This is a genomic window from Rossellomorea sp. DUT-2, from assembly GCF_052665285.1.
Genome location: NZ_JBQPEO010000002.1, coordinates 121,296 through 144,146 on the forward strand (window position 1 = coordinate 121,296; position 22,851 = coordinate 144,146).

Below are 22,851 nucleotides of genomic sequence, written 5' to 3' on the forward strand. Positions count from 1 at the left end.
TTGGCATATTTTATTTTAGAAAACAACAATCTTTGCGAAAAGATCCCTTTAAAAAGAGAGAGTGATTGCCTGATTATCACCTTTGCAATCACTCTCTTTTTTTCTATGGAAGTTTATGAAAACTTCTCACCTTTTCGTCGGAAGGAAGCAGAAACGTCATCATCCCCAGTAGTGGGAGAAAGCTGCAAAGTATCATGACGAAACGAATGGTGTATAGATCTGCGAGTCCCCCGAAGATGACTGCACCTACAGCTCCCATTCCAAAGGCAAGTCCAACGGTTAGTCCCGACACCATTCCAATTTTTTGTGGCAAAAGCTCTTGTGCATACACAACGATTACACTAAAACTTGAAGACAAAATAAACCCGATGCAAAAGATAAATGGATAAACAATACTTAAAGATAAGTAAGGTAAAGCAAGGGTTAACGGGGCAGCCCCCAACATTGAAAAAAATATGATATTCCTTTTTCCAAAGCGGTCTGAAAGCGGCCCTCCCAAGAAGGTTCCCAGTACTCCCGCAAACATAAATACAAAAATATATGCTTGCGCTTCTTTAATGGAAAGACCGTAATCGTCAATTAAATAAAACTGATAGTAATTGGATAACCCGGCTCCGTACCACGAACGGGCAAACACTAAAAATACCACTAATACCATTGCCCACTTAATTCTTGGATGAATCGGATTTTTCTTCACGTTTGTCTTGTTATGTCGGTTCATCTTTTCATTCGAACGTAATTGTTCCGAATACCAATTAGATACATGATATAAAACAATGACCCCCAGGATAGCTACAATGGAAAACCATAATGCCCCTTTTTGACCGAATGGGACAAAAATAAAGGCCGTAATCAATGGGGCAAGTGACTGCCCGGTATTCCCACCTACCTGATAAATCGATTGAGCCAGGCCCCTGCGGTTTCCGGCTGCCATATATGCTACCCTTGAACCTTCGGGATGAAAGATGGCAGAGCCGAATCCGATGAATAACACAGATAAGATTATCCATAAAAAATGACCGGATAATGCAAAGCCCACTAAACCGATTAAGCTTGAAAGCATTCCTAATGGAAGTAGATAAGGTTTTGATCGTATATCCGCATAATAACCGAATACCGGTTGCAACAATGAAGAAGTCATATTGAGCGCAAATGCGATCCAGCCAATTTGGGTATAACTCAACTGCAAGGACTTCTCAATGATCGGAAACATGGCCGGAACAACTGCCTGTAACGTATCATTGATAAAATGACCGGAACTGATGGCTAATAAAATACCGTAAATGGTAGGATTCTGTTTGGGCAGGGTTTTCACAGCAGGTTGCGTCAAACATTGTCACTCCTCCCTATTATTTCGTTACTCTAAATAGTATACTGAATTCCCTGTCCATTTCCTACAGGCAAATAAAAAAAGCCGAAGCAATGTTCGACTTTTCACCATTAGGATTATCCTCTGTTCGGAAATACTCGTTTCAGCATATCAGTAATTTCTTCTCCCAGACCCTCAATCGGTTTCCCATTCTCTGCTTTGTTCGCATAATCCCTCATGCGATCAGTGAAATCAGGATTAGTTGAAATATAAACATTATTTATATTTCCGTTTTGACTTTTCACTTGATCCGAGATCTTTTTCTCCAGGTCCTTTGAGACCTTTCCATTCATATTATCTTCAAGTACCGCCGCTACATACGCGTTTTGATCTGTTGTCAATACATATGCGCTTTTTACTTCATTAAGACTGACCACTTTATTTGCCTCTTTTTCGGCCAGTGAATAATTCTCTCTCCTTGTTCCGTCATTTACATACTCACGATTATTCACATAATCACGATTAGCCTGATTGTTTTTGTAGTTCACTTTTTCCAAATTACGGTTATTCATTTCTTGTCCTTCTTCATTCATGTCATTCCCCATGCCGCAACCTGTTGCAATGCTCATGAACATTAATCCCAATAGGGATATCAATAGATATTTTTTCAAATTTACTACCTCCTAATTATTATTCATCCTTACTATCCCCACAGCACTTTAAAACTATTCAAGGACTGATTTAGCGTTTAATTCCACTCACAATTAGGGAAAACTCATTATGTAGAATGTTTACGGAGGTGGAGAAATGTTCCAGGCTGCTTTATGGGGAGGGATTGTTAGTTTATCCCTCCTAATCGGTGCTGTTATGGGGATTTATTTGGACATATCAAAACGAATAGTCGCTTATATCATGGCATTGGGAACCGGGTTGATCATAGGTTCTGCCACCTTTGATTTACTAAGTGATGCAGAAGGGAAAGCGGACCTGCTCCACCTCACATCTATGTTCTTACTAGGGGCGCTCTTATTCACTCTTTTCGAAATCTTCATTTCAAAGAAAGGTGGAAGTGAAAGAAAGAGGTCAAAGAAGAATCCCCATGGTCACTCAGGATTAGCTATTTATGTAGGAACGATAATGGATGCAATACCCGAATCCATCATTATTGGAGTCAGCTTTATAGGAGACCAACCTATACAATGGGTGTTTATCATCGCCATTTTCATCAGTAACTTACCTGAATCATTATCAAGCAGTATCGGTTTCAAGCTTGATCAATATAGTACAAGTAAAATTCTTACCCTATGGGGAAGCGTAGTCGTTCTCTCATCCCTTAGCTCCTTGCTCGGGTATATACTCTTACAGGATGCGGCAGAGAGCATATCTTACATAATCGGAGCGTTCGGGGCAGGCGGATTATTAGCCATGGTATCCTCTACGATGCTGCCAGAGGCGTTTGAAGAAGGAGGTCCCATTGTCGGATTTCTGTCTTCATTAGGTATCATACTTTCTTATATACTGACAAACTTGTCGTAAACCATTTCCTTTTAATCCCTTTGGTATCGTAAAAACGTCCTTAAGCGATTGCTTAAGGACGTTTATTTTGTTTATTCGTCATGATCTATGGTTAAACCTTCAACAAATCGTTTTCCCATCAGCTTATCTTTTTTCCGGTTTTCTTTACTGTTAAAAATAATATCAAAATCATAACCATCAGGATATAGCTCTTTCGCCGAAACATAAAGATCCAGACGTTTATGATTAATTATTCTTTTTTCACTTTTAATTTGCACGGTGTAATCACCTCTATCATCAGGTCCTTCGTATACAATCCCGAATTCTCCACTCGTTGAAATCTTAACATTATCTCCTTTATTAAATAATGGACCTCCACTCTCCCCCTTTGAGGAAGATTTACTATGGTTCCTTTTTTTATATTTGTTTACGATAACCTGCTTTTCCAACTCCTTCTTGGCATGATAATCGATTTCTCCCAGGTCATAGCATTTCTTTTCCCTATACGTAATTTCATGGGCTTTTTCAATGATTTCAGGGTGCATTCCCAGCTTTAATGCAATGGCAAATGCTTGACTATCGCCTCCCTTACCCACTATGAGCTTATAAGTAGGTTGTAATGTATCAATATTGAATTCCATACTCCCGTTCACGAAGCCTTCATGCTCTTCTGCGAAATGCTTTATTTCACTGTAATGGGTAGTTGCGAGTATCGTGGCTCCTTTTTCATATAATTGATCCAGGATGGCTGTGGCCAGCCCCATTCCTTCTAGGGGATCCGTACCGGAACCAAGCTCATCTAACAGAACCAAGGTTCGATCATTTGTATTCTTTAATATATCGATAATATTTTTAATATGGGAGCTGAATGTGCTTAAATTTTGCTGAAGGCTTTGACCATCCCCAATATCTAAAAGAATATCTTGATAAATACTGACTTCACTACCCTTTTCTGCCGGAATATGAAGACCGCATTGGGTCATGAGGGTGAGTAGGCCCACCGTTTTAATGGCGACTGTTTTACCTCCAGTATTCGGGCCGGTTATGACTAACGCATGAAAATCCTCACCCATCTGAATGGATAATGGCACTGCCTGTTTTCCAAGCAGGGGATGAACCGCATTTGTTAAATGTATTTGATGATTTTCATTTACAAGTGCGCTCACACCATCAATGGAGCGGCTATATTTAGCCTTTGCAAATAGGACGTCGTAATGCACCATCGTTTCAATCGCCAGCTTTAATTGTGGTTCGTACGTTTGAACCAGCCCTGTTAGCATCCAGAGGATGTTCTCAACTTCACGATCTTCCTCAAGCTTATAGTATAGAAGCTGATCTTGCTGAATGCTTAATTCCTCAGGCTCAATATAGAGAGTCGACCCTGAAGCAGATGAATCCAAAACGGACCCTTTCATTTTCCCTTTATATTCTTTCTTGATAGGGAGAACATACCTGCCATTTCTCTGACTAACAATCGATTCTTGTAGGAATGATTTATATTTAGCTGACTTTACAATCGATTGAATTTTATCCTTTAACCGATCCTCTTGAATCCCCATTTGTTTTCTGATCCTTAACAACTCTTTACTGGCGTGATCGTCCACTCTCCCATTACGGATGCATCGATTGATTTCTTCCCCAATTTCAGGGATCTCTTCAATCGAATAAACATATGAAGATACCCTTGGAGCCACCCACTGTTTATCCTCCATGAATTTCTTAATTTTTTTACACGCATCCAGAAAATAATAGAGGCTGGTAAATTGATCTGGTTTCAATGGCACCCCTTTATTCAGGTTTGCTACAATGTTTTCCACGCCATCCAAAGCATGAATCGGTATACTCGCACTTTTCTCCAGGATTCTTACGGCTTCCGCTACTTCACCTAAACGCATTTCAATTTGGCGTTTATTGATTGATGGCATTATTTTCATCAATTCCTTTTTCCCTTCTTCTGTAAGGGCATACCGTGACAGTTCTTCCTTGACTTTGTTAAATTCTAATGTTTGAAATGTCTTTTCGTTCAATGTTTTCTCCTCCATATAAAAAAATAGACCACAACGAACAATGTCCATTGTGGTCTTACTCACTCGTATACTGACTTGCCAATAATAATCGCATGTGTCTACGTAAAACGTGAATCGTTCATAACCAGAAGCTAGAAACGACTTCACAGATTTCCCGATTCATGTACACAAAAAGAGCTGTGCACAAAGACACAGCTCTCCTATTAAAGGGTTGAGTATGCTATGACCATTGTTCTTAACTACACTTTGTAGGCAAAGCTAAATAAGCTTATTCAATAACCTGTTTTTAAGGCTATTGCCTGCAAAATGTCCGTATTCATTTCACGGTTAGTTAAGAACGACACCTAACATAGAACATACTCCCTTTGTATACATTAATTAAATTCATGAATAGTTTACAATGTATGAGATTCATTGTCAATAGGCTACTGTAAAGACCTTTTATATTGGAACCTTTTCCATTGAAAACGGATAAAACAACCGATACAGAATCCCCCAAGCGCGACGGTCGCTGCTAGGAATACCATTCCTGAGAAAAGGTAGAATCCTGTACTCCATCCAGCCAGAGCACTCATGATCGCTGCTCCTAAGCAAATCACGGCAATCATGTTGTTAAATCGCTGCTGATCAGCGTCTTCAGGAGGATACGATGAAAGCTCTTTCTTTAAGAATTTCCTCCCTGCCTTTATGACGGGATTGAACTTAAATATCATAGCCGATAACCCCACCATTAATGGAAGCAATATGAAGAATTCTATTTGAAACACCCATGAAATGGCTACAGTAGAAACGATGAACCACTGATTTAATTGAACTAAAGGTTTCGGTATTGAATTGAGTGAAGGTGAACCCACTTTTAATTCCCACCTTTCTGATTGGAATTTATGTAATTATAGTGTAGTGGATTCATCAGAAAAAATCAAAAGAAAAAACCGAAAGCAGCCGCCCATTTTTTGGCTGCTTTCAGTTCTCATCATTTATAGGTTCCTTAGTATTTCTGCATGACGCTGTTCATCATATGCAGCCCTCATAAATCTCCGTTTGGCTCTTGGCTCGGTAAGTCTGTTGGAAATAGACAAATAAAAGGATACCGTTTCACTTTCATCTTTAATACTTTCTCTTATCCCTTGCCGGTAATTTGAAGGCAGGTCTCTTGGATTGACTAAATTAATGGGTGGGTATCTACCTGTTAGTTGCAAGTACGATTGTGTAAATCCATTAAAGTGACGGATCTCGTCCTGCCTTATTCCCAAGATTGCTAGCTTGGCTGTATCATTCGGGGCAAGCTCTGCCAGTTGTGTATAGTAAGATATAGCTAAAAATTCATCATTAATGGCTTTTTGTATATCTCTTCTCAGTTGTCGATCGATTTGACGGTCATCCTGATTTTCAAAGTAATGTGGATATTGATCGTACATCAAACATCTCCTCCTAAAGCATAGCCTTTTACAGACTATGCCTGAAGCCCATCCATAGTGATGCTCTGCATCATTTCATTAGCTCGTATCGATGCCGTACTATTCAGGAGTCATCTTCATTATAAGCTGAAGAATTTCTCACTGTTCCGGCTAACACTCTATCTTTTTAGCATACTCGCGTGTTATAATCTTTTAGATTGAGTATTAGGAGGTATATCACACATGATTCAAGTATCAGATGTAAGCTTACGTTTTGGTGATAGGAAGCTATTCGAAGACGTGAATATAAAGTTTAATCCAGGGAATTGCTACGGACTTATCGGAGCAAACGGTGCTGGTAAATCAACATTTTTAAAGATTCTTTCAGGAGAAATCGAAGCTCAGACCGGCCACGTATCAATGGGTTCAGGAGAGCGACTTGCTGTATTAAAGCAGGACCACTTCGAATATGAAGAATATGAAGTGCTGAAAGTTGTCATTATGGGGCATACCCGTTTATATGAAGTCATGCAAGAAAAAGATGCCATCTACATGAAAGAAGATTTCTCTGATGAAGACGGCATGAGAGCTGCAGAATTAGAAGGTGAATTCGCCGAGCTTAACGGGTGGGAAGCTGAATCAGAAGCTGCGATCCTGTTAAAAGGCTTAGGAATCAACGAAGATCTTCACACGAAACAAATGTCCGAACTAACAGGTGGAGAAAAAGTAAAAGTATTATTGGCACAAGCACTATTCGGCAAGCCAGATGTTCTTTTACTGGATGAGCCTACCAATCACTTGGACATTCAAGCGATTCAGTGGTTAGAAGACTTTTTAATTAACTTTGAGAACACAGTCATCGTAGTATCACATGACCGTCACTTCTTAAACAAAGTATGTACACATATTGCTGACCTTGACTTTGGAAAGCTCCAAGTTTATGTCGGGAACTATGATTTCTGGTATGAGTCCAGTCAATTAGCACTTAAAATGGCTCAAGATCAGAATAAGAAGAAAGAAGAAAAAATCAAAGAGCTTCAGGCATTCGTTGCCCGATTTAGTGCAAATGCATCTAAGTCGAAACAAGCCACTTCTCGTAAAAAATCGTTAGAAAAAATCTCATTGGATGATATCAAGCCAAGCTCACGTCGTTATCCTTATGTACAATTCAAGCCTGAGCGTGAAATCGGAAACGATGTTCTACGTGTAGAAGGTCTTACAAAAACGATTGATGGAGTAAAGGTCTTAAACAACGTGAACTTTATCCTGAATAAAGAAGACAAAATCGCACTTGTCGGAGCCAACGAAATTGCTAAAACGACTCTTTTCAAAATCCTTGCAGGTGAGATGGAGCCGGACAGCGGCACATTCAAGTGGGGAGTGACGACAACTCAAGCTTACTTCCCGAATGAAAACTCCAAGTACTTTGAAGGAAATGAACCTTCCCTTGTAGACTGGTTACGTCAATACTCACCGGAAGATGAGAGTGAAACTTTCCTTCGCGGATTCTTGGGTCGCATGCTTTTCTCAGGGGAAGAAGTATTGAAGAAGCCGAGTGTTCTTTCAGGGGGAGAAAAAGTTCGCTGTATGTTATCCAAGATGATGTTAAGTGGATCAAATGTTCTTTTATTAGATGAACCAACAAACCATTTAGATTTGGAGTCTATCACTGCATTGAATAATGGATTGATTAACTTTAAAGGTGCGATGATCTTCGCCTCCCATGACCATCAGTTCATTCAAACCATTGCGAATCGCATTATTGAAATCACCGAAGATGGTGTCATCGATAAAGAAACGACTTATGATGAATTTCTTGAGATGAAAGCTTCCATGAAAGCTTAATGTGAACCAGAAAAAGCAGGTAGCCTGATGGCACCTGCTTTTTTTTTTCATTCATATTGACCGTGTTTAACCAAGTATCCTTTAATCTGAAAATAGCTTATTTTATTCGGTAATTCCTCTTTAATGGGCTTTAAGAGGTCCGTCCCTACTTTCTGGACTGCGTCTTCAATAAGTGTTTCTTCTTCTTCTGTAAAGAGGATGGTCCAGTCATTCGTGATGCGTTCCTGATAGGCTCGGATAATGTGATTTTCAATCGTTGCTGTACTCATTCCTCTTTCTTTCGCAATTTTTTTTATATCCAAGTGATCTTTGAACAACTCATAGCTGATTAAATAGGAAGCCGTGTCAGATTTACCTGTCTTGCGTGGTGGTGCAGGTTTGAACACTTCGACTTCACGCTCTGGATTTTCAACTAAAAAGGAAGAGATTTCATTGATGAAAACTTCTCCATACCGAATCATCTTGTTTTCCCCCACCCCGCTCACTTGGAGGAATTCATCAGGTGTTTTCGGCATCTTCACACACATATCCTGTAAGGATTTGTCGGAGAAAATAACGAATGGGGGGACTCCTTCAGAATCTGCAATTGATTTACGGAGTGTTCGCAAGGTCTGGAACAAGCCATCTTCTTTAGGGATGATGGCCGAAACAGTAGGCTGAACCTTTCTCGTTATGCTTCTTTCCCCCATTAACACCTCTTTGCCTTTTGATGAAACTTTCAGGATAGGAAAGCTCCCCCCCTCGACTTGTATGACCCCCTCTGAAATCAAATAATCGATGAACAGTCCGACATCCTTCTGTGATTGTTCCTTCATTAATCCGTATGTGGAAAGCCGATCGAACCCCCATTCCAGGATCTTTTTGTTCTTTGACCCCGTTAGTACACCGCTGATGAGTGAGGTTCCAAATCTTTCATTCATTCGCATCATACAGGATAATACCATTTGAGCTTCTTTCGTTACATCCTCGGATTCCCTATCATCCAAGCAATTGCTGCAATGACCGCATGCTTCCTCTACTTGTTCTCCAAAATACGCTAAAATGTAGTTCTGCAGACATGCTTCTGTATGGACAAAATCAACCATTTCGCGTAATTTCTGCATCTCATTATCATGTAATTCCTGATTTACGATATTCTGGTCAATGATATACCGTTGTGTCTGGATATCCTGTGGTGAAAATAATAAGACACATTCGCTGTCCACTCCATCACGACCTGCCCTACCAGCCTCTTGATAGTATCCCTCCATATTCTTCGGAATTTGGTAATGAATCACAAAGCGTACATTTGATTTATTTATCCCCATCCCAAATGCATTGGTCGCAATCATGATGGTAATGGAATCATTCAGGAAGGCTTCCTGCTGTTCCTGCCTTACTGTGTCAGACAGCCCGCCATGATATTTCCCGACGGAAAATCCCTTTTTATCAAGATAAATATAAAGGTTTTCAACTTCCTTCCGTGTTGCACAGTAAATGATGCCGGAATCCTGATGATTCTTTTGTACATACCTTTCAACCCAACGCTTACGATCTTCACCTTTTACAACCTGGAAGAACAAATTCGTCCGTTGAAAACCAGTTATTACTTTATATTGATCTGGAATGTGTAAATGATGAAGGATATCAGCTTGTACCTGTGGAGTTGCAGTCGCGGTCAGAGCGAGAATGGTGGGATTTGATTGTAGTTGATTAACAGCTTTATAAATCCCTAAATAGCTTGGTCTGAAGTCATGACCCCATTGGGATAAACAATGGGCTTCGTCAACAGCTACCAGGGGAATGGGTAAAGAATTGAGGAATCGAATGAATCCAAATGATTCTAATCTTTCAGGAGCAATATAAACGAGTTTGTATTCACCTGAAGAAATCTCTTCCATCCTGGTCTCTACTTCACTATTCGATAGTGTACTATTAATGTAGGTTGCTGGAATCCCTTGATGAAGTAACGAATCCACCTGATCTTTCATTAAAGATATGAGTGGAGAAATAACAAGTGTAACTCCATCAAGCATTAGAGCAGGAATTTGGTAACAGAGCGATTTCCCTCCTCCTGTCGGCATGATCCCTACTGTGTTTTTCCCATCAATTATGTATTGAATAATACTCGCTTGTCCATCTCTGAATTCGTCGTATCCAAAGTACTGCTTTAATACTTTTTTTGCTTCTAGAATCACATTTTCCCCTCCCAATAGATCTTACTATTCCTTTATTGTATTCCAGAACGGGGAACGTGCCAATAGGGTTTCCCATTTTTTAAACAAAAGGCCGTACATTCTTAAACGCAATGTACAGCCTTATCATTAGATTAAAACCACTTGACTGTTTTTTCTTCTTTATTTACTTCAACAGGCTTCGTCAGCTTCCAAAAGCTATCCCATACAGTATCTTTACTCTCAGTTGAAGAACTTTTAACTTCTTTCTCTTTCTTGTTAGACATGGTGCTACCTCCTTTAATACATAAATACATTACATCCTATTCAAATATAAAAAAAGAGTTTAATAATTTTTTCAAAAACACCTCATTATATGATGCTCATTTTGCCTTGACTAGAAAAAAGAACCAATCAGTATAGATTGGTTCTCTACGATTCACTAGGATGATTTAATTGTAGGATGTGGATTGTCTACAACTTGTAATACCTTTGTAGATGTCACCATATCTTCTTTACAAAGCGGACACTTAGGAGTATCTTCACTTTTGAAGTTATCTCTCATCCAGCCTTTACAATCTTCGGCGGAACAAGCCCAAATCTTTGTATCCTCTGTTTTAATCTCTTCCTCAACTTGATTTCTACGACCAAAAGCCATTGAACGTCCTCCTTTAAGGTAAGTAGGATTTCCTTGCTATGCTTTCTAACAGGAAAATAATGATTGTGGTAATTTATGCTGCAGATAGTATGTGGTCATTTATGTGTAGCCAGTGTAATCGTAAAATTTCTGCGATTGTTTCCATTATACCATACTTGACTCCAATTTAATATATGAACTCCTCAGGAAAGGTAACAAACGCACCATTATGTAATGAAGGAAGAAAAAAGGTCCTTCATCATTTTTTCTTTCTGTTTCTGGAAGAAGGGGCCTTTACTCCACCTGATAATTCCTGGTTGGTCGTCCCTTGTCCTTCCACTTGAGAAGAACCCAGCACAGCTTTTGATGCATCTTTTTTCTTCTTGCTCATCTGCTTCACCTCCACTCCTACCTTGCCCAAAACCTTTACAGAATATGTATATTTCAACCACCTTTCTCTTTGATAAAGGGCACTTTTCGCAATGGTTATCGTTTTTAACATAAGATCTGCTAGGGCTCTGTCTATTGGTGTGTGCTGGATGGTGGGGGGAACTGCTCCGCTTTCCGCGGACGTTCGGCCGAGCCTCCTCAGCTTAGCCGAACGGGGTCTCGGCACGACCGTACTTCCGCAGGAGTCTCCGCAGTTCCCCTCACCATCTATAAGAAAATTGTGACAGAGCTTCATAGTGACAAAAACAACTATCTAAATGAAACAGCCTTTCAAAAGATTTTTTACGGTTTGGTGCTTCTTACATTAAACAAAACAAAGGGATTTTTGATCCAGGAAAATAATTCAATGATCCACCAACATATATTTGTCTACGATTTCTATAGGGGAAAATCCCATCTTGTAGTGTTTTTGCACTCCTATTTAGATAGTATGTTTTTGGGAACAAACTATCTAAATAGGAGCTTTTTTTGTGTTTGTCTATCTATACCTATAGCCAGTAATAATGTAGTATCACAGAGTGGATTGGAGCGGAAGGCACTTGACTCCTGCGGGTAATAGAGGAAAGGAAGTGCCTGGAGCGGAAAGGAACGGTCAACATTTTGTTCACAAATCACTTATCCAAAACAAATTTACGTTTTTGAAAGTTGCGCAAAACCTATGGGTGACACCCAGAAGGAGCAGAATTACAAGTAGGCTCACCACCCGCCTCGCTATAGCGGAAACAACTATTACTTTCTTCTGTATAATCGCCACTAAGTTTACTAAAAGATCCTAGATGAAAAAATGCCACCTTGTGATTAAGAACAGGATTCATGGGAAGTCTAATCTATAAATTGAGGTTTAGGGTGTTGAATTCTGTGTTTAGACGTAGAGAAGTGAAGAAAGATATTGAAAATGGGTCCCCCCATAGCTTTGATATAGAAACATTTCATAAAGAAATCCTTTCATTGGTAAGCAATAGTGAAGATTTGGTATTCAGAATCATTACAATAGGCGAACAGAAGCTTGCAGTAGTATATTTTGATGATTTAATCAATACTACAGCGATGCAGGATAGTATCATCAGGGCTCTTGAGGAATCCAAAGGTGACCTGAATTATCAAATGATCCAGGATACGATTAATATTGCGAAACTTACACAGACGAATCAAATTAATGACGTTGTAAATAACATCGTCAATGGAACTGCTTATATTTTCAAGCAGGGTGATACCCATGGGATATTAGCGGATGTTGCTGATAAAGGTACAAGAGGGTTGGAGAAAGCTGAAACAGAATCCCTTGTGTTTGGTCCTAAAATTTCTTTCACAGAATCCATCACGAAGAATTTAAATCTGATTCGTTCTAATATTAACGATCCTAAACTATGCGTTGAAACATTCATGATTGGCTCAAGAGCGAAGAAAAAAGTTCAAATGGTTTACATAAAAGACATTGCTGAAGAAGAGAACGTAAATACGTTCAGACAGAGGATAACTGAATTAGAGGTTGATAGCATTGTTGATTCTACTGTCCTGGCACAGATGATTGAAGATAATTCCTATACGTTCTTCCCGCAGTTGATTACAACTGAGCTACCGGACCGCTGTACCATCTCACTCCTTCATGGAAAGATCTGTTTACTTGTCGATCGCAGTCCTACAGCGGTCATCGGACCATCTACTTTTATGAATTTCTTTGAATCGACGGAAGACATTTATATGAGATGGAATATGGGAACGTTCTTAAGATTGGTTCGCTTTGTGGCAATCTTCTTCTCCATCCTATTGACACCTGCTTATGTGGCGGTATTAACTTACCATTATGAGGTGATTCCATCTGCTCTTCTGGTTTCATTAGGTCAGTCACGATCTAACGTTCCATTTCCGCCTTTTTTTGAAGCTCTATTATTGGAATTCATCATTGAGCTCCTAAGAGAGGCTGGAGCAAGATTACCAACAAAGGTTGGGCAAACAATGGGGATTGTAGGTGGTATCGTCATCGGTCAAGCGTCAGTGCAAGCTGGGTTCACCAGTAACATTTTAATTATTATCATCGCGATATCCGCCTTGGGCTCCTTCACTGCTCCAAGCTATGCAATCGGAACAGCTGTGAGAATCATCCGTTTCCCAATCATCATCATGGCCGGGTTATACGGTGGTGTGGGAATCATGTTTTGCCTCTGTTTCATTCTCATTCATTTACTGAAAGTGACAACATTAGGCAGACCTTACTTATCACCAATTTACCCATTTAGGTTTGCAGACTTCAAATACAGTCTATTCCGCTTACCCTATCAGTATCTAGTCCAACGTCCCATCTCCAATCACCCTATAGATCAGGGACGAATCCCTGAGAAGAAAGCAAAAGAGAAGAAAGACGTTGATGAGTAAAGGATGAATTGAATGAATATTAATGTGAATCCAAAGGAACGGTTAATGTTTAATGCCTTTTTGATCATGTTTATCTTACACACTGCCCAAACGGGAGTCGGGATTGCAGGGCTGCCAAGAGTTATTTACATGGAGGCGAACAGGGACGCATGGATTTCTGTCGTATTAGCTGGAATTCTCGTTTCGATTGTTCTATATCTCATGATAAAAATGCTTGAAACTTACGATAGTACCGACTTGTATGGCATTCACTTAGATATTTATGGAAAATGGATCAGCAAAGGATTTAACATTCTCTACATTGGATATTATCTCAGTGTCACCTACGTGATCTTAATGAACTATATTGAGATGGTCCAAGCCTGGATATTCCCCAAAATGCCCACATGGCTCTTGATGGGGTTATTGATTTTTTTAATGGTTTATAGTGTGTTGGGGGGAATTCGGGTAGTCGTCGGAATTGCTTTTTTAGGACTCATCCTTGCCTTCTGGTTAGTATTCATGATCTACACCCCCATTAAATATATGGACTTCAATCATCTTCAACCTGTATTAACATCCTCCCCCAAACAGATACTGATGGGTATATATAAATCAAGCTTTACCCTCATTGGCTTTGAATTGGTGTTATTTGTGTACCCTTACATCAAGGAAAAGAAAAAAGTACTAAGATATGGACTTATCGGTGCAGGATATTCCACCTTTCTCTTTACGGTTGTGACCGTTGTAAGTATCGGCTTTTTCTCAGAAGATGCCCTTATAAAGACCATCTGGCCAGTCCTGTCCATGTTCAAGATATTGAGGATCCCAAACTTGGAGCGATTCGAATTCATTGCCGTCTCTTTCTGGATGCTCGTCATCCTTCCAAACATTTGTCTCTATTTTTGGACAGCTTCAAGAGGAATGAAAAGGGTATTTAATGTTTCGCAAAAAAAAGCCATCTACCTCTTCGCTATCCTGCTTTGGATATTATCCCTATGCGTGCAGGATCGTATCACGATGAATACCATTACAGACAAAGTTGGTACTACTAGCTTTATTCTTTCGTTTGTTTATCCATGCTTCCTGTTCATCCTGGTTAAATTGAAATACATTTCTAAGAAGAAAAAGGGTGTAGATGTATGATTAGAAACATCATGCTCCTCCTGCTTTGTCTTTGTACATGTTTCTTAAGCAGCTGCGTGGAGCAAAAATATTTAGAAAAGCTTGGATTGATCACTGCAGTTGGATATGATCAGGCTGAGGATGAAAAAATAACCGGGACAATAGTACTCTATCAGTTTAACCCGGCCATGCAGGATGTTGAAAAGGTCCTCATAAGTAAGTCAAAGACCAGTAAAGGAATCCGTCTCTCACAGAATTTAGAAACCGATCATAAGCTTGTTTCCGGTCAGCTGAGGATAACAGTTTACGGAAGAGAGCTTGCAGAAAAAGGGATTTCCCACTTGGTTGATACGTTGGAACGGGATTCTTCCATTGGGAATATGGTGTACTTGACAATAGCTGATACGACTGCCGAACAAATCCTGAATTATCAAATGACGGAAAGACCTTCGAATATGGGAACGTACTTATATAATTTGGTCAGGCAAAACGTTGAATCGGAGTTGCTGGTTTCTCCAACACTACAAGAATTCATCACCGACTACGGCAGTGTTGGCAAAGACCCCATCCTGCCATTGCTAAAGGCAACAGACGGGAAGGTTGGAGTGGATGGGTTCGCATTGTTTACAAGGGATAAATTCATTAAAGACATTAAAAAAGACAAGATTTTTTTTATTCGATCTCTTATGGAAGATTATAATGCCGGCAGCGTCGAAGTGGAACTACCGGTAGAAAAGTTCAAACCTTACTTAACAAGTGCTCATCTTGGCCACGAAAAAGATAAGGTTTATATTATGATTGATAGTATAAAATCATCTCATAAGATAAAAGCGGAGAAAAAAGCAACACCATCCTTTGAAGTGAAATTGAAGATCGAATCACGTTTACTTGAAATGTCTGAAGAAATGAAGTTGTCAGATCCAAAAGCGTTAAGATTGCTTGAAGATGAGATTGGGGACTATATCGAAAAAAACATTAAAGAAATTATCTTGATGCTTCAAGAGCAAGGCACGGACCCGATTGGATTTGGAATGGAATATAAAAGTATAAGGGGACACGAAGATTTATCGAGGGAAAAGTGGGATAAACTGTACAAGGATGCTTCTTTTCATGTGAAAGTAGAAAATAAAATCATTCGCACAGGAGTGATTGATTGATTAAACCTAAGGGTCCATCCAATAAAGATGGACCCATTTTTATTATTGTTGAATTCGATCTGTGATTTCATTGATGACGGACTCATCCTTTATTTCCATCGGTCGGTCATTTTCAAAAATGATCAATCCGTAATAGACCTGTAGATCATCGTCACACGCTTCGCAAAAAAACTCTTCACCCGGGTCCCAAAAAGCAATTGAGTGCAACCTCTTACTTTTTGACTTACGATAGCTTTTACTCAGTCGTCTCATTTCTTCAAGAAACCTTTCGATTGCTTCATCCCTGTTATCAAATGTCCACTCTTGAACAATATCTTTTTTCCAGCCTTCAAAAAACCACCAAGGCTCTGCATCACTTTTTGTTGTCATGACTCTCCATGTATTATTCAATGCTTCACCCTCCTTTTTCCCATGTTCAAATTGTACATAAAATACGAACGAAAGAAAAATATTTAACTTATACTACTCTAAATTATTGACAAGTTCCCCCCTGTACAAGCATAGGAATATTAGAAAGGCTCTTTTCGTAAACATTTTTGTTTTTTAACATAAGCTCTGCCAAGGCTCTGTCAATTAGTATGTGCTGGATGGTGAGGGGAACTGCTCCGCTTTCCGCGGACGTTCGGCCAAGCCTCCTCAGCTTCGCTTCCGGGGTCTCGGCACGCCCGTACTTCCGCAGGAGTCTGCGCAGTTCCCCTCACCATCTTTAAAAGAATTTTCGTGACAGAGCTTAAAGGTGTGCTAGAAAAACAATGTAACTGGAAAACAGAAGTCTTCTTCCTTAAAAAAAATCAATCTCTACTCACCTTAATTGAGGTTGTTTGCTAAAATTCTTGTTTTTATTTATTTCGTTTAAGGATACATGCTCGGAAAGTTGATTCTCGCTGCAGGAGGCTCGACTCCTGCGGGAATAGATGGACAGGTGAGACCCCGGAGGCGCAGCCGAGGAGGCTCACCGCCAGCCCCGCGGAAAGCGAGCATCCTGCAGCGGAAATCAACTACTACTTTCTTACTGAAGATAACCACAAACTTTGCGAAAAGAGCCATTAGAATAGACCTATTTGGATTAAAGCTAATTATAAGAGGGAGGAAAAACATTTGAATTTTATTGTATTGAAGAAAGGCTCCATCATCGCCATATTAGTGACCATTATGATCATTACTGTCGGGACGATATGGGCATTATCCTCTAAAAACTCCTATCCTACCGTCTCATTATCAGATAAGACGGGTGACAAACAAGTCATCCAGCTGGTCACTGGGGAATTCAAGTCTGAAACAGCCTCAGGAAAAAAGATTGAGGCCTATCGATGGGACCCTGGAACGATTGTAGTAGAAAAAGAGCTGCCTGTAGAATTACGGATATACGGAGTCAACGGCATGGAACATCCATTTTATATTGAGGGAACGGATATTAAAGGTACGGTGAAAAAAGGAGAAGAAACCGTAGTAAATGTGTCGTTCTCAAAAGAGGGAACGTATAGACTGATTTGTGAAACACATGAAACCATTGATCGTAATGGTCCAATGATTGCGTATATTGTAGTTGATTAATGTATGAATGTGGGCTCTCTAAAGGTGGAATTTCGCCACTTGGGAATCTTTCAAAATGGGTATGTCATCATCTTAAAATGCCATACCCATTGCATATCCAGCCACTCCAAATACAATTCCAACGAAATAACTTCCGAAGAAATAAAATAGCCCCCTTTTCACTTTCCCCTGGAGAAGCCTCAATACCTCCCAGTTAAAGGTTGAGAAAGTAGTAAATGCTCCACACACTCCGATTCCGAAAAAAAACATAGCATTCTCTTCGGCACCACTTCCAACCAGTAGCCCCAAAAATAAAGAACCCCATGCATTAACCAATAGGGTCGATTTCGGAAAATTCGAACTACTGAACCGCTTAACAACGTTCGCAACCAAATACCGTCCGATTGCCCCTAGGCTTCCCCCTAATGCTATCAACCATATGTTAACGCCCATGACTGTTCACCTTCCCTTTTCTTCCTGATACAAAACCCAGCCATGCTAAAAGGACACCACCAATAGAAGTTATGGTCATATACACGAAAAACATGCCCCACTGCTTCTGCAATATAAAGGTGATCAACTCGATACTAAGTGTCGAAAACGTTGTAAAAGAACCCAAGAACCCTGTTGCAATAAGTAAATACGATTTTTCATATTTAGAAGACCATCGACTATAGAAATAAGCTAATAGAAAGCTTCCCAGTAGATTCGCCGTTAGTGTTGCAAACGGTAATCCATTTTGAATCGTCCAGAGGTAACTAATTCCCCACCTGCACAAACTTCCTAACGCTCCACCTATCCCGACTAATAGATATTTCATCCTGTATAACATCCCTATTTAATAAATTATTTTTTTGAATCCTTTTGTTCACTTATTCGTATGTACAATTACCATAGTTTCTTATTCCATTTAGCTGTATACTTTAACTGGAATAGAGTTTATGCTTTAACCATTCATTTTATCAGTAAATAGAAGGAGTTTTCTCCAGTGACATTTATCATTATACAAGACTTATTAGACTTTTACTTTAGTCCATTACATTTAACTATAGTATTACTATTTATCGTCGCTATGATTTGGAATCACATCCCTGGCACATTTCATCTATGCGTACGCCCCTATGATAAGAGGGTTGAAGGACCAAATATCATTGCCAAGTGTGTTGAGGCTAATGATATAATTCCTATCGGGATCAAGTTCATTACATGCATGAAAATTCAATTTTATCATACCGATAATGACGAAGAATCCTCTTCTGTTTGTTTTTAACCAACAAGCATTTATACAGAGGAGGAATTATCATTGAGAAAAATTTCATTCATCATGCTACTGGCATTATTCACTCTGTCAGGGTGTCAAAGTGCAACAACTGAAGGAGCATTCTTTCACGACTATCTTGTTAACCCCTTTTCGTTTCTTATCCATGAAATAGGTACCTTCCTGGATGGAAACTTTGGTCTTGCGATCATTCTCATTACAATTTTCATACGTCTCGTCCTTTTTCCTTTTATGCTTAAAACGTATAAGAATCAACAGGATATGAAAGGGAAAATGGCTTTAATAAAGCCGGAGATGACGGAAATGCAAAAAAAGATAAAAGAAGCGAAAGATAAAGATGAACAGAAGAAATTGCAGCAAGAAATGATGATGCTTTACCAAAAACATGGAGTGAATCCTCTTAATATGGGATGTTTACCTTTGTTAATTCAAACACCCATATTAATCGGGTTATACTATGCGATTCGGTCATCATCTGAAATCGCAAGCCACTCCTTTCTATGGTTTAATTTGGGACAGCCGGACTATATAATGGCCATAATTGCTGGATTGGTCTATTTAGCCCAAGCTCGGGTATCTTTGATGAATATTCCTGCAGAACAGCAGGCCCAAATGAGAATAATGAGCTATCTTTCGCCCATTATGATCTTTATTTTTTCATTTAATGCGCCAGCTGCCTTACCCCTATATTGGACAGTGGGAGGGGCCTTTCTCATCTTACAAACGCTGATTGGTAAGACTCTTTATCATCATCAACCATCATTAGAAAAACAAGAAAGTCAATGAAAAAAGGGAGCCCGCAAGCTCCCTTTTTTACATTTAAAAGATTATTTTTTGACAGATCCTATTCTGAAAATGGAAATTCCCATAATGAAAAGCAGGATCATGTAAATAAAAAACGGGTAAAAAAGGATTTGTTGACGTAATTCATCTCCGAAAAATAATCCTGAGCTTTCACTCGAAGCAACTGAGTTTTTATGTGTTACGGGAGATTTCAACACGGGAATGAGCTTTTTTGAAGCCATTTCTTCCTGATCTTCGTTATATAGTGTTAATACTCCATTTCGATCCAGGCTCTCAGTAAACTTCCCATTCGCAGGCTGAGTAAATTGGAAATCCTGATTAAGCTCAAAAGAAGTATCCTCATAGTGAAAGACCGAATCCTTTGGAATAGAGCTTCTGGTGAAACCACTTAATCCATAATCAAGTAGTTTCCTGGTATCTGAGTAGATAGCTCTCTTCGACTGAGCCTTCATCGTAACAACGACCAGAGAAAGATTTTTATTTTCAGCGGAAGTCACAAGCGTATGTTTGGATTCATCAATGAACCCATTCTTCCCTCCGGTCACTTCCGGATAAGGAAGTTCCCCTTTCACCATCTTATGATGATTATAAAGAGTAGTATTCCATCCCTCAGTCGACCAATCAATTGACTTCAAACTAAAAAGCTCTTGAAATTGTTTGTTCTTTAAAGCATAGCTAGTAATCACTGCCATATCATAAGCCGTTGTATAATGATTTTTACCGAACAGTCCATGAGGGTTTTCAAAATTCGTATCCTCTACGCCAATTTCGTTTTTTAAAAAAACGTTTAATTTTCCAACAAATTGCTGAACGGAGCCCTCGGTGTGTTCAGCAATGGCAACCGCTGCATCATTACCGGAGTTGACCATCAGCCCTTGTAGTAACTGCTCCAAAGAAACCCTTTCTCCTGCTTCCAAGTAAACGGTGGAGCCTTCTGTATTACTTGCTTTCTCACTTATTACCACCTCGTCATTCAGGTTGGCATGCTCGATTGCATAAATAGCTGTAGCAATTTTTGTAATACTTGCTGGATTCATCCGTTTAGTCGAATTTTTCGAATACAATATACTCTTTGTTTTAGAATCTATAATGATAGCCGAATCACTAATGATATTTTTAGGTTTTTTTACATTATTTTCTTGAGCTGATACGATAGAGGCAGTAAAACAGAATAAGATCAGAACAATGAACCATTTTTTCATATATCCACACACCTGTCTTGTCAATGTACTTACCCATTCTATCAAAAATGTTTTTTATTTAATCATGAATCTGAGAAATGTTAAGAAATTGAAAGAATGGTGTCAAATCCTGACATCGATTTCAGACTTTGTAATAATAGGTGTCTATATTTCCATTTCACCTTCATTTACAATAAAATAAGAGTAACAATATGAAACCTTTTTGCACATGAAATCGTATTTAACGTAAGCATCTTTATTAAGGGGTAGATGAAATGAATACATTTCTTCAATTTTTAGTAAGAACAGTCATCTCATTCAGTATAGGGACCAGTAGTTTTATCGCCTACTTACTCCTGTTTGACTTAGGATTCCCTCTTACATCCTTGTCAAGCCTTGGTACGGGTATTCTCCTTTTCTTCCTTGTAAAAGGACTCCAGAAGAGATGGTGGCTGAAAAAAAATGGACTTTCCTCACAGGAATTTCGATATATTAACAAGAATTTAAAAGAAGCGAAAGAAAAAGTAAAACGCCTTCAAAAACAACAATTAAGGGTTAGGTCACTTGGTGCCTTTAAACAGATCCTCGAATTGAACAGATTGAGCAGAAGAATTTATCAACTCGTAAAGAAAGAGCCGAGAAGATTCTTTTCTGCAGAATCATTTTTCTTCTACCATCTGGATTCTGTTGTTGAAATTACAGAAAAATATACATTCCTTGCTGCACAACCCGGGAAAAACAAGGAAGCATTTTTATCACTTCAACAAACCCGTACTACACTTGATGACCTGACAGGGTCATTGGAAAAAGACCTGCAAAACGTATTGGCTAATGATATGGATACACTCCAGTTTGAACTGAACTTTGCCAATCAACATTTATCTCATAAAAAAGACTTAAAATAGATATCGGAGGTTTTATGATGGAGCAACGAAATGAACAATCTGAACTGGACCTGCTGCTTTCCAACCCGTTTGGAGATGAAATGCCTGCTGTAAGTGAACAGACAAAGTCTCCTTTGCTACTCGACCGCTTACCAAAAGAACAGCAGGAAAAGGCAAAGCAATTAGCTGCTCAGATCGACTATAAAGACTATGAAGCGATTTTAAAATATGGAACTGCCGCTCAAACCCAGCTTTCCACTTTCTCCCACTCCATGCTCGATCATGTACAAAAACGGGACATCGGTCCAATTGGCGATGTATTGGGAGATTTAATGAAAAAGCTCGAGCAAATGAATCCGGATGAGCTTAACACCAAGCAAAAAGGTGTTTTCAAAAAGCTATTCCGTAAAGTCTCTTCCTCCCTGCAGGAGGTCCTTTCCAAATACCAAAAGATCGGCTCACAGATCGATCGCATTTCTGTCAGACTCGAACATTCAAAAAAGACCCTGCTTGATGACAATCGACTATTGGAAACCCTGTATGATAAAAATAAAGACTATTTTCAAGCCCTGAATATGTATATTGCAGCAGCTGAAATTAAACGTGAAGAGATTCAACATACACTTCTTCCTTCATTACGCAAGAGGGCGGAAGAAACGGATGACGAGTTAATTTACCAGGAAGTCAATGATACGATGCAGTTTCTGGATCGGTTGGATAAACGTATTCATGATTTGAAGCTAAGTAGACAAATGACCATTCAGTCTGCCCCCCAAATACGCCTAATTCAAAATACGAACCAGGCACTGGCCGAAAAAATACAGGCATCAGTACTCACAGCCATTCCTCTTTGGAAGAATCAAATTGCCATAGCACTGACTCTTCTGAATCAGCAAAAGGCTGTAGCCGCTCAGAAACAGGTTTCTCGCACCACCAATGAGCTCCTTCTGAAAAATTCAGAGATGCTCAAAACAAATAGTATTGAAACTGCGAAAGAAAATGAACGTGGAATCATTGATATTGAAACGTTGAAGAAAACACAGGAAAACCTTATTTCCACCATTGAAGAAACATTGGCCATACAAGCAGAAGGACGCCAGAAACGTCAGCAGGCAGAACAGGAAATGGTCACGATGGAAAACGACTTAAAACAAAAACTCATTGAAATCAGAAAGTAAAAGAGGAGCCGATTTGGCTCCTCTT

General features: G+C 39.4%; 22 protein-coding genes. 9 read left to right on the plus strand and 13 right to left on the minus strand.

Annotated features, from left to right (window positions below):
- Positions 1–103 precede the first annotated feature (103 nt).
- Both ACOSV2_RS06190 and ACOSV2_RS06195 read right to left on the minus strand, forming a co-directional pair.
- A complete protein-coding gene (locus ACOSV2_RS06190; protein ID WP_428975072.1) occupies positions 104–1,315 on the minus strand; it encodes an MFS transporter in 1,212 nt (403 codons plus the stop codon).
- A gap of 131 nt (positions 1,316–1,446) precedes the next feature.
- Positions 1,447–1,980, minus strand: a complete 534-nt coding sequence (locus ACOSV2_RS06195) for a YhcN/YlaJ family sporulation lipoprotein (protein ID WP_428974394.1) — start codon at positions 1,978–1,980, stop codon at positions 1,447–1,449.
- Positions 1,981–2,116: 136 nt separating this feature from the next.
- Between ACOSV2_RS06195 and ACOSV2_RS06200 the strand changes: the two genes are divergently transcribed.
- The gene (locus ACOSV2_RS06200) at positions 2,117–2,845 is read left to right on the plus strand and encodes a ZIP family metal transporter (protein WP_428974395.1); all 729 of its coding nucleotides are present in this window, start codon (positions 2,117–2,119) and stop codon (positions 2,843–2,845) included.
- A gap of 71 nt (positions 2,846–2,916) precedes the next feature.
- Here ACOSV2_RS06200 and ACOSV2_RS06205 read toward each other — a convergent pair whose 3' ends face one another.
- The 3 genes from ACOSV2_RS06205 to ACOSV2_RS06215 form a co-directional block, all read right to left on the minus strand.
- Positions 2,917–4,851, minus strand: coding sequence for an endonuclease MutS2 (locus ACOSV2_RS06205; protein WP_428974396.1), 1,935 nt, complete (start codon positions 4,849–4,851; stop codon positions 2,917–2,919).
- Between the two features lie 425 nt (positions 4,852–5,276).
- Positions 5,277–5,705 carry a DUF4395 domain-containing protein gene (locus ACOSV2_RS06210; protein ID WP_428974397.1) on the minus strand — a complete coding sequence of 143 codons (429 nt, stop codon included), beginning with the start codon at positions 5,703–5,705 and terminating at the stop codon, positions 5,277–5,279.
- A gap of 123 nt (positions 5,706–5,828) precedes the next feature.
- A complete protein-coding gene (locus ACOSV2_RS06215) occupies positions 5,829–6,269 on the minus strand; it encodes a ferritin-like domain-containing protein (protein WP_428974398.1) in 441 nt (146 codons plus the stop codon).
- A 222-nt stretch (positions 6,270–6,491) separates the two neighbouring features.
- On the opposite strand from ACOSV2_RS06215, the gene ACOSV2_RS06220 reads away from it, so the two are divergent.
- On the plus strand, positions 6,492–8,093 hold the full coding sequence (locus ACOSV2_RS06220) for an ABC-F family ATP-binding cassette domain-containing protein (RefSeq protein ID WP_428974399.1): 1,602 nt from the start codon (positions 6,492–6,494) through the stop codon (positions 8,091–8,093).
- A 47-nt stretch (positions 8,094–8,140) separates the two neighbouring features.
- Here ACOSV2_RS06220 and recQ read toward each other — a convergent pair whose 3' ends face one another.
- The 4 genes from recQ to ACOSV2_RS06240 all read right to left on the minus strand — a co-directional run bounded on the left by recQ (position 8,141) and on the right by ACOSV2_RS06240 (position 11,274).
- On the minus strand, positions 8,141–10,270 hold the full coding sequence (gene recQ / locus ACOSV2_RS06225; protein ID WP_428974400.1) for a DNA helicase RecQ: 2,130 nt from the start codon (positions 10,268–10,270) through the stop codon (positions 8,141–8,143).
- A 131-nt stretch (positions 10,271–10,401) separates the two neighbouring features.
- Positions 10,402–10,533, minus strand: coding sequence for a hypothetical protein (locus ACOSV2_RS06230; protein ID WP_428974401.1), 132 nt, complete (start codon positions 10,531–10,533; stop codon positions 10,402–10,404).
- Between the two features lie 155 nt (positions 10,534–10,688).
- On the minus strand, positions 10,689–10,904 hold the full coding sequence (locus ACOSV2_RS06235; protein WP_113967979.1) for a cold-shock protein: 216 nt from the start codon (positions 10,902–10,904) through the stop codon (positions 10,689–10,691).
- Positions 10,905–11,142: 238 nt separating this feature from the next.
- A complete protein-coding gene (locus ACOSV2_RS06240; protein ID WP_113968047.1) occupies positions 11,143–11,274 on the minus strand; it encodes a YuzL family protein in 132 nt (43 codons plus the stop codon).
- Between the two features lie 917 nt (positions 11,275–12,191).
- On the opposite strand from ACOSV2_RS06240, the gene ACOSV2_RS06245 reads away from it, so the two are divergent.
- From ACOSV2_RS06245 to ACOSV2_RS06255, 3 genes are read left to right on the plus strand one after another with little or no spacing between them, the layout of a single operon-like run.
- Entirely contained in the window at positions 12,192–13,706 is a 1,515-nt protein-coding gene (locus tag ACOSV2_RS06245; RefSeq protein ID WP_428974402.1) for a spore germination protein, read from the plus strand.
- Between the two features lie 12 nt (positions 13,707–13,718).
- Positions 13,719–14,831 (plus strand): GerAB/ArcD/ProY family transporter, encoded by a 1,113-nt coding sequence (locus ACOSV2_RS06250; RefSeq protein ID WP_428974403.1) that lies wholly within the window; start codon positions 13,719–13,721, stop codon positions 14,829–14,831.
- Positions 14,828–15,967: a Ger(x)C family spore germination protein gene (locus ACOSV2_RS06255; protein WP_428974404.1), complete on the plus strand. Its 1,140-nt coding sequence runs from the start codon at positions 14,828–14,830 to the stop codon at positions 15,965–15,967. Before ACOSV2_RS06250 ends, ACOSV2_RS06255 begins: the two co-directional genes overlap by 4 nt.
- 42 nt (positions 15,968–16,009) lie before the next feature.
- On the opposite strand, the gene ACOSV2_RS06260 is transcribed toward ACOSV2_RS06255, so the two are convergent.
- Positions 16,010–16,357, minus strand: a complete 348-nt coding sequence (locus ACOSV2_RS06260; RefSeq protein WP_428974405.1) for a DUF1033 family protein — start codon at positions 16,355–16,357, stop codon at positions 16,010–16,012.
- A 708-nt stretch (positions 16,358–17,065) separates the two neighbouring features.
- Between ACOSV2_RS06260 and ACOSV2_RS06265 the strand changes: the two genes are divergently transcribed.
- On the plus strand, positions 17,066–17,521 hold the full coding sequence (locus tag ACOSV2_RS06265; RefSeq protein WP_428974406.1) for a hypothetical protein: 456 nt from the start codon (positions 17,066–17,068) through the stop codon (positions 17,519–17,521).
- A gap of 72 nt (positions 17,522–17,593) precedes the next feature.
- Here the strand turns inward: ACOSV2_RS06265 and ACOSV2_RS06270 are convergent, their stop codons facing one another.
- Positions 17,594–17,953 carry a fluoride efflux transporter FluC gene (locus ACOSV2_RS06270; RefSeq protein ID WP_428974407.1) on the minus strand — a complete coding sequence of 120 codons (360 nt, stop codon included), beginning with the start codon at positions 17,951–17,953 and terminating at the stop codon, positions 17,594–17,596.
- Positions 17,943–18,320: a fluoride efflux transporter FluC gene (locus tag ACOSV2_RS06275; protein ID WP_428974408.1), complete on the minus strand. Its 378-nt coding sequence runs from the start codon at positions 18,318–18,320 to the stop codon at positions 17,943–17,945. Before ACOSV2_RS06275 ends, ACOSV2_RS06270 begins: the two co-directional genes overlap by 11 nt.
- A gap of 504 nt (positions 18,321–18,824) precedes the next feature.
- Between ACOSV2_RS06275 and yidC the strand changes: the two genes are divergently transcribed.
- Positions 18,825–19,565, plus strand: a complete 741-nt coding sequence (gene yidC / locus ACOSV2_RS06280) for a membrane protein insertase YidC (RefSeq protein WP_428975073.1) — start codon at positions 18,825–18,827, stop codon at positions 19,563–19,565.
- A gap of 41 nt (positions 19,566–19,606) precedes the next feature.
- Here the strand turns inward: yidC and ACOSV2_RS06285 are convergent, their stop codons facing one another.
- Entirely contained in the window at positions 19,607–20,785 is a 1,179-nt protein-coding gene (locus tag ACOSV2_RS06285; protein ID WP_428974409.1) for a D-alanyl-D-alanine carboxypeptidase family protein, read from the minus strand.
- A gap of 254 nt (positions 20,786–21,039) precedes the next feature.
- Between ACOSV2_RS06285 and ACOSV2_RS06290 the strand changes: the two genes are divergently transcribed.
- Together ACOSV2_RS06290 and ACOSV2_RS06295 are read left to right on the plus strand one after the other, a co-directional pair.
- Positions 21,040–21,669, plus strand: coding sequence for a 5-bromo-4-chloroindolyl phosphate hydrolysis family protein (locus tag ACOSV2_RS06290; protein WP_428974410.1), 630 nt, complete (start codon positions 21,040–21,042; stop codon positions 21,667–21,669).
- A 14-nt stretch (positions 21,670–21,683) separates the two neighbouring features.
- Positions 21,684–22,826: a toxic anion resistance protein gene (locus ACOSV2_RS06295; protein ID WP_374053987.1), complete on the plus strand. Its 1,143-nt coding sequence runs from the start codon at positions 21,684–21,686 to the stop codon at positions 22,824–22,826.
- Positions 22,827–22,851 lie beyond the last annotated feature (25 nt).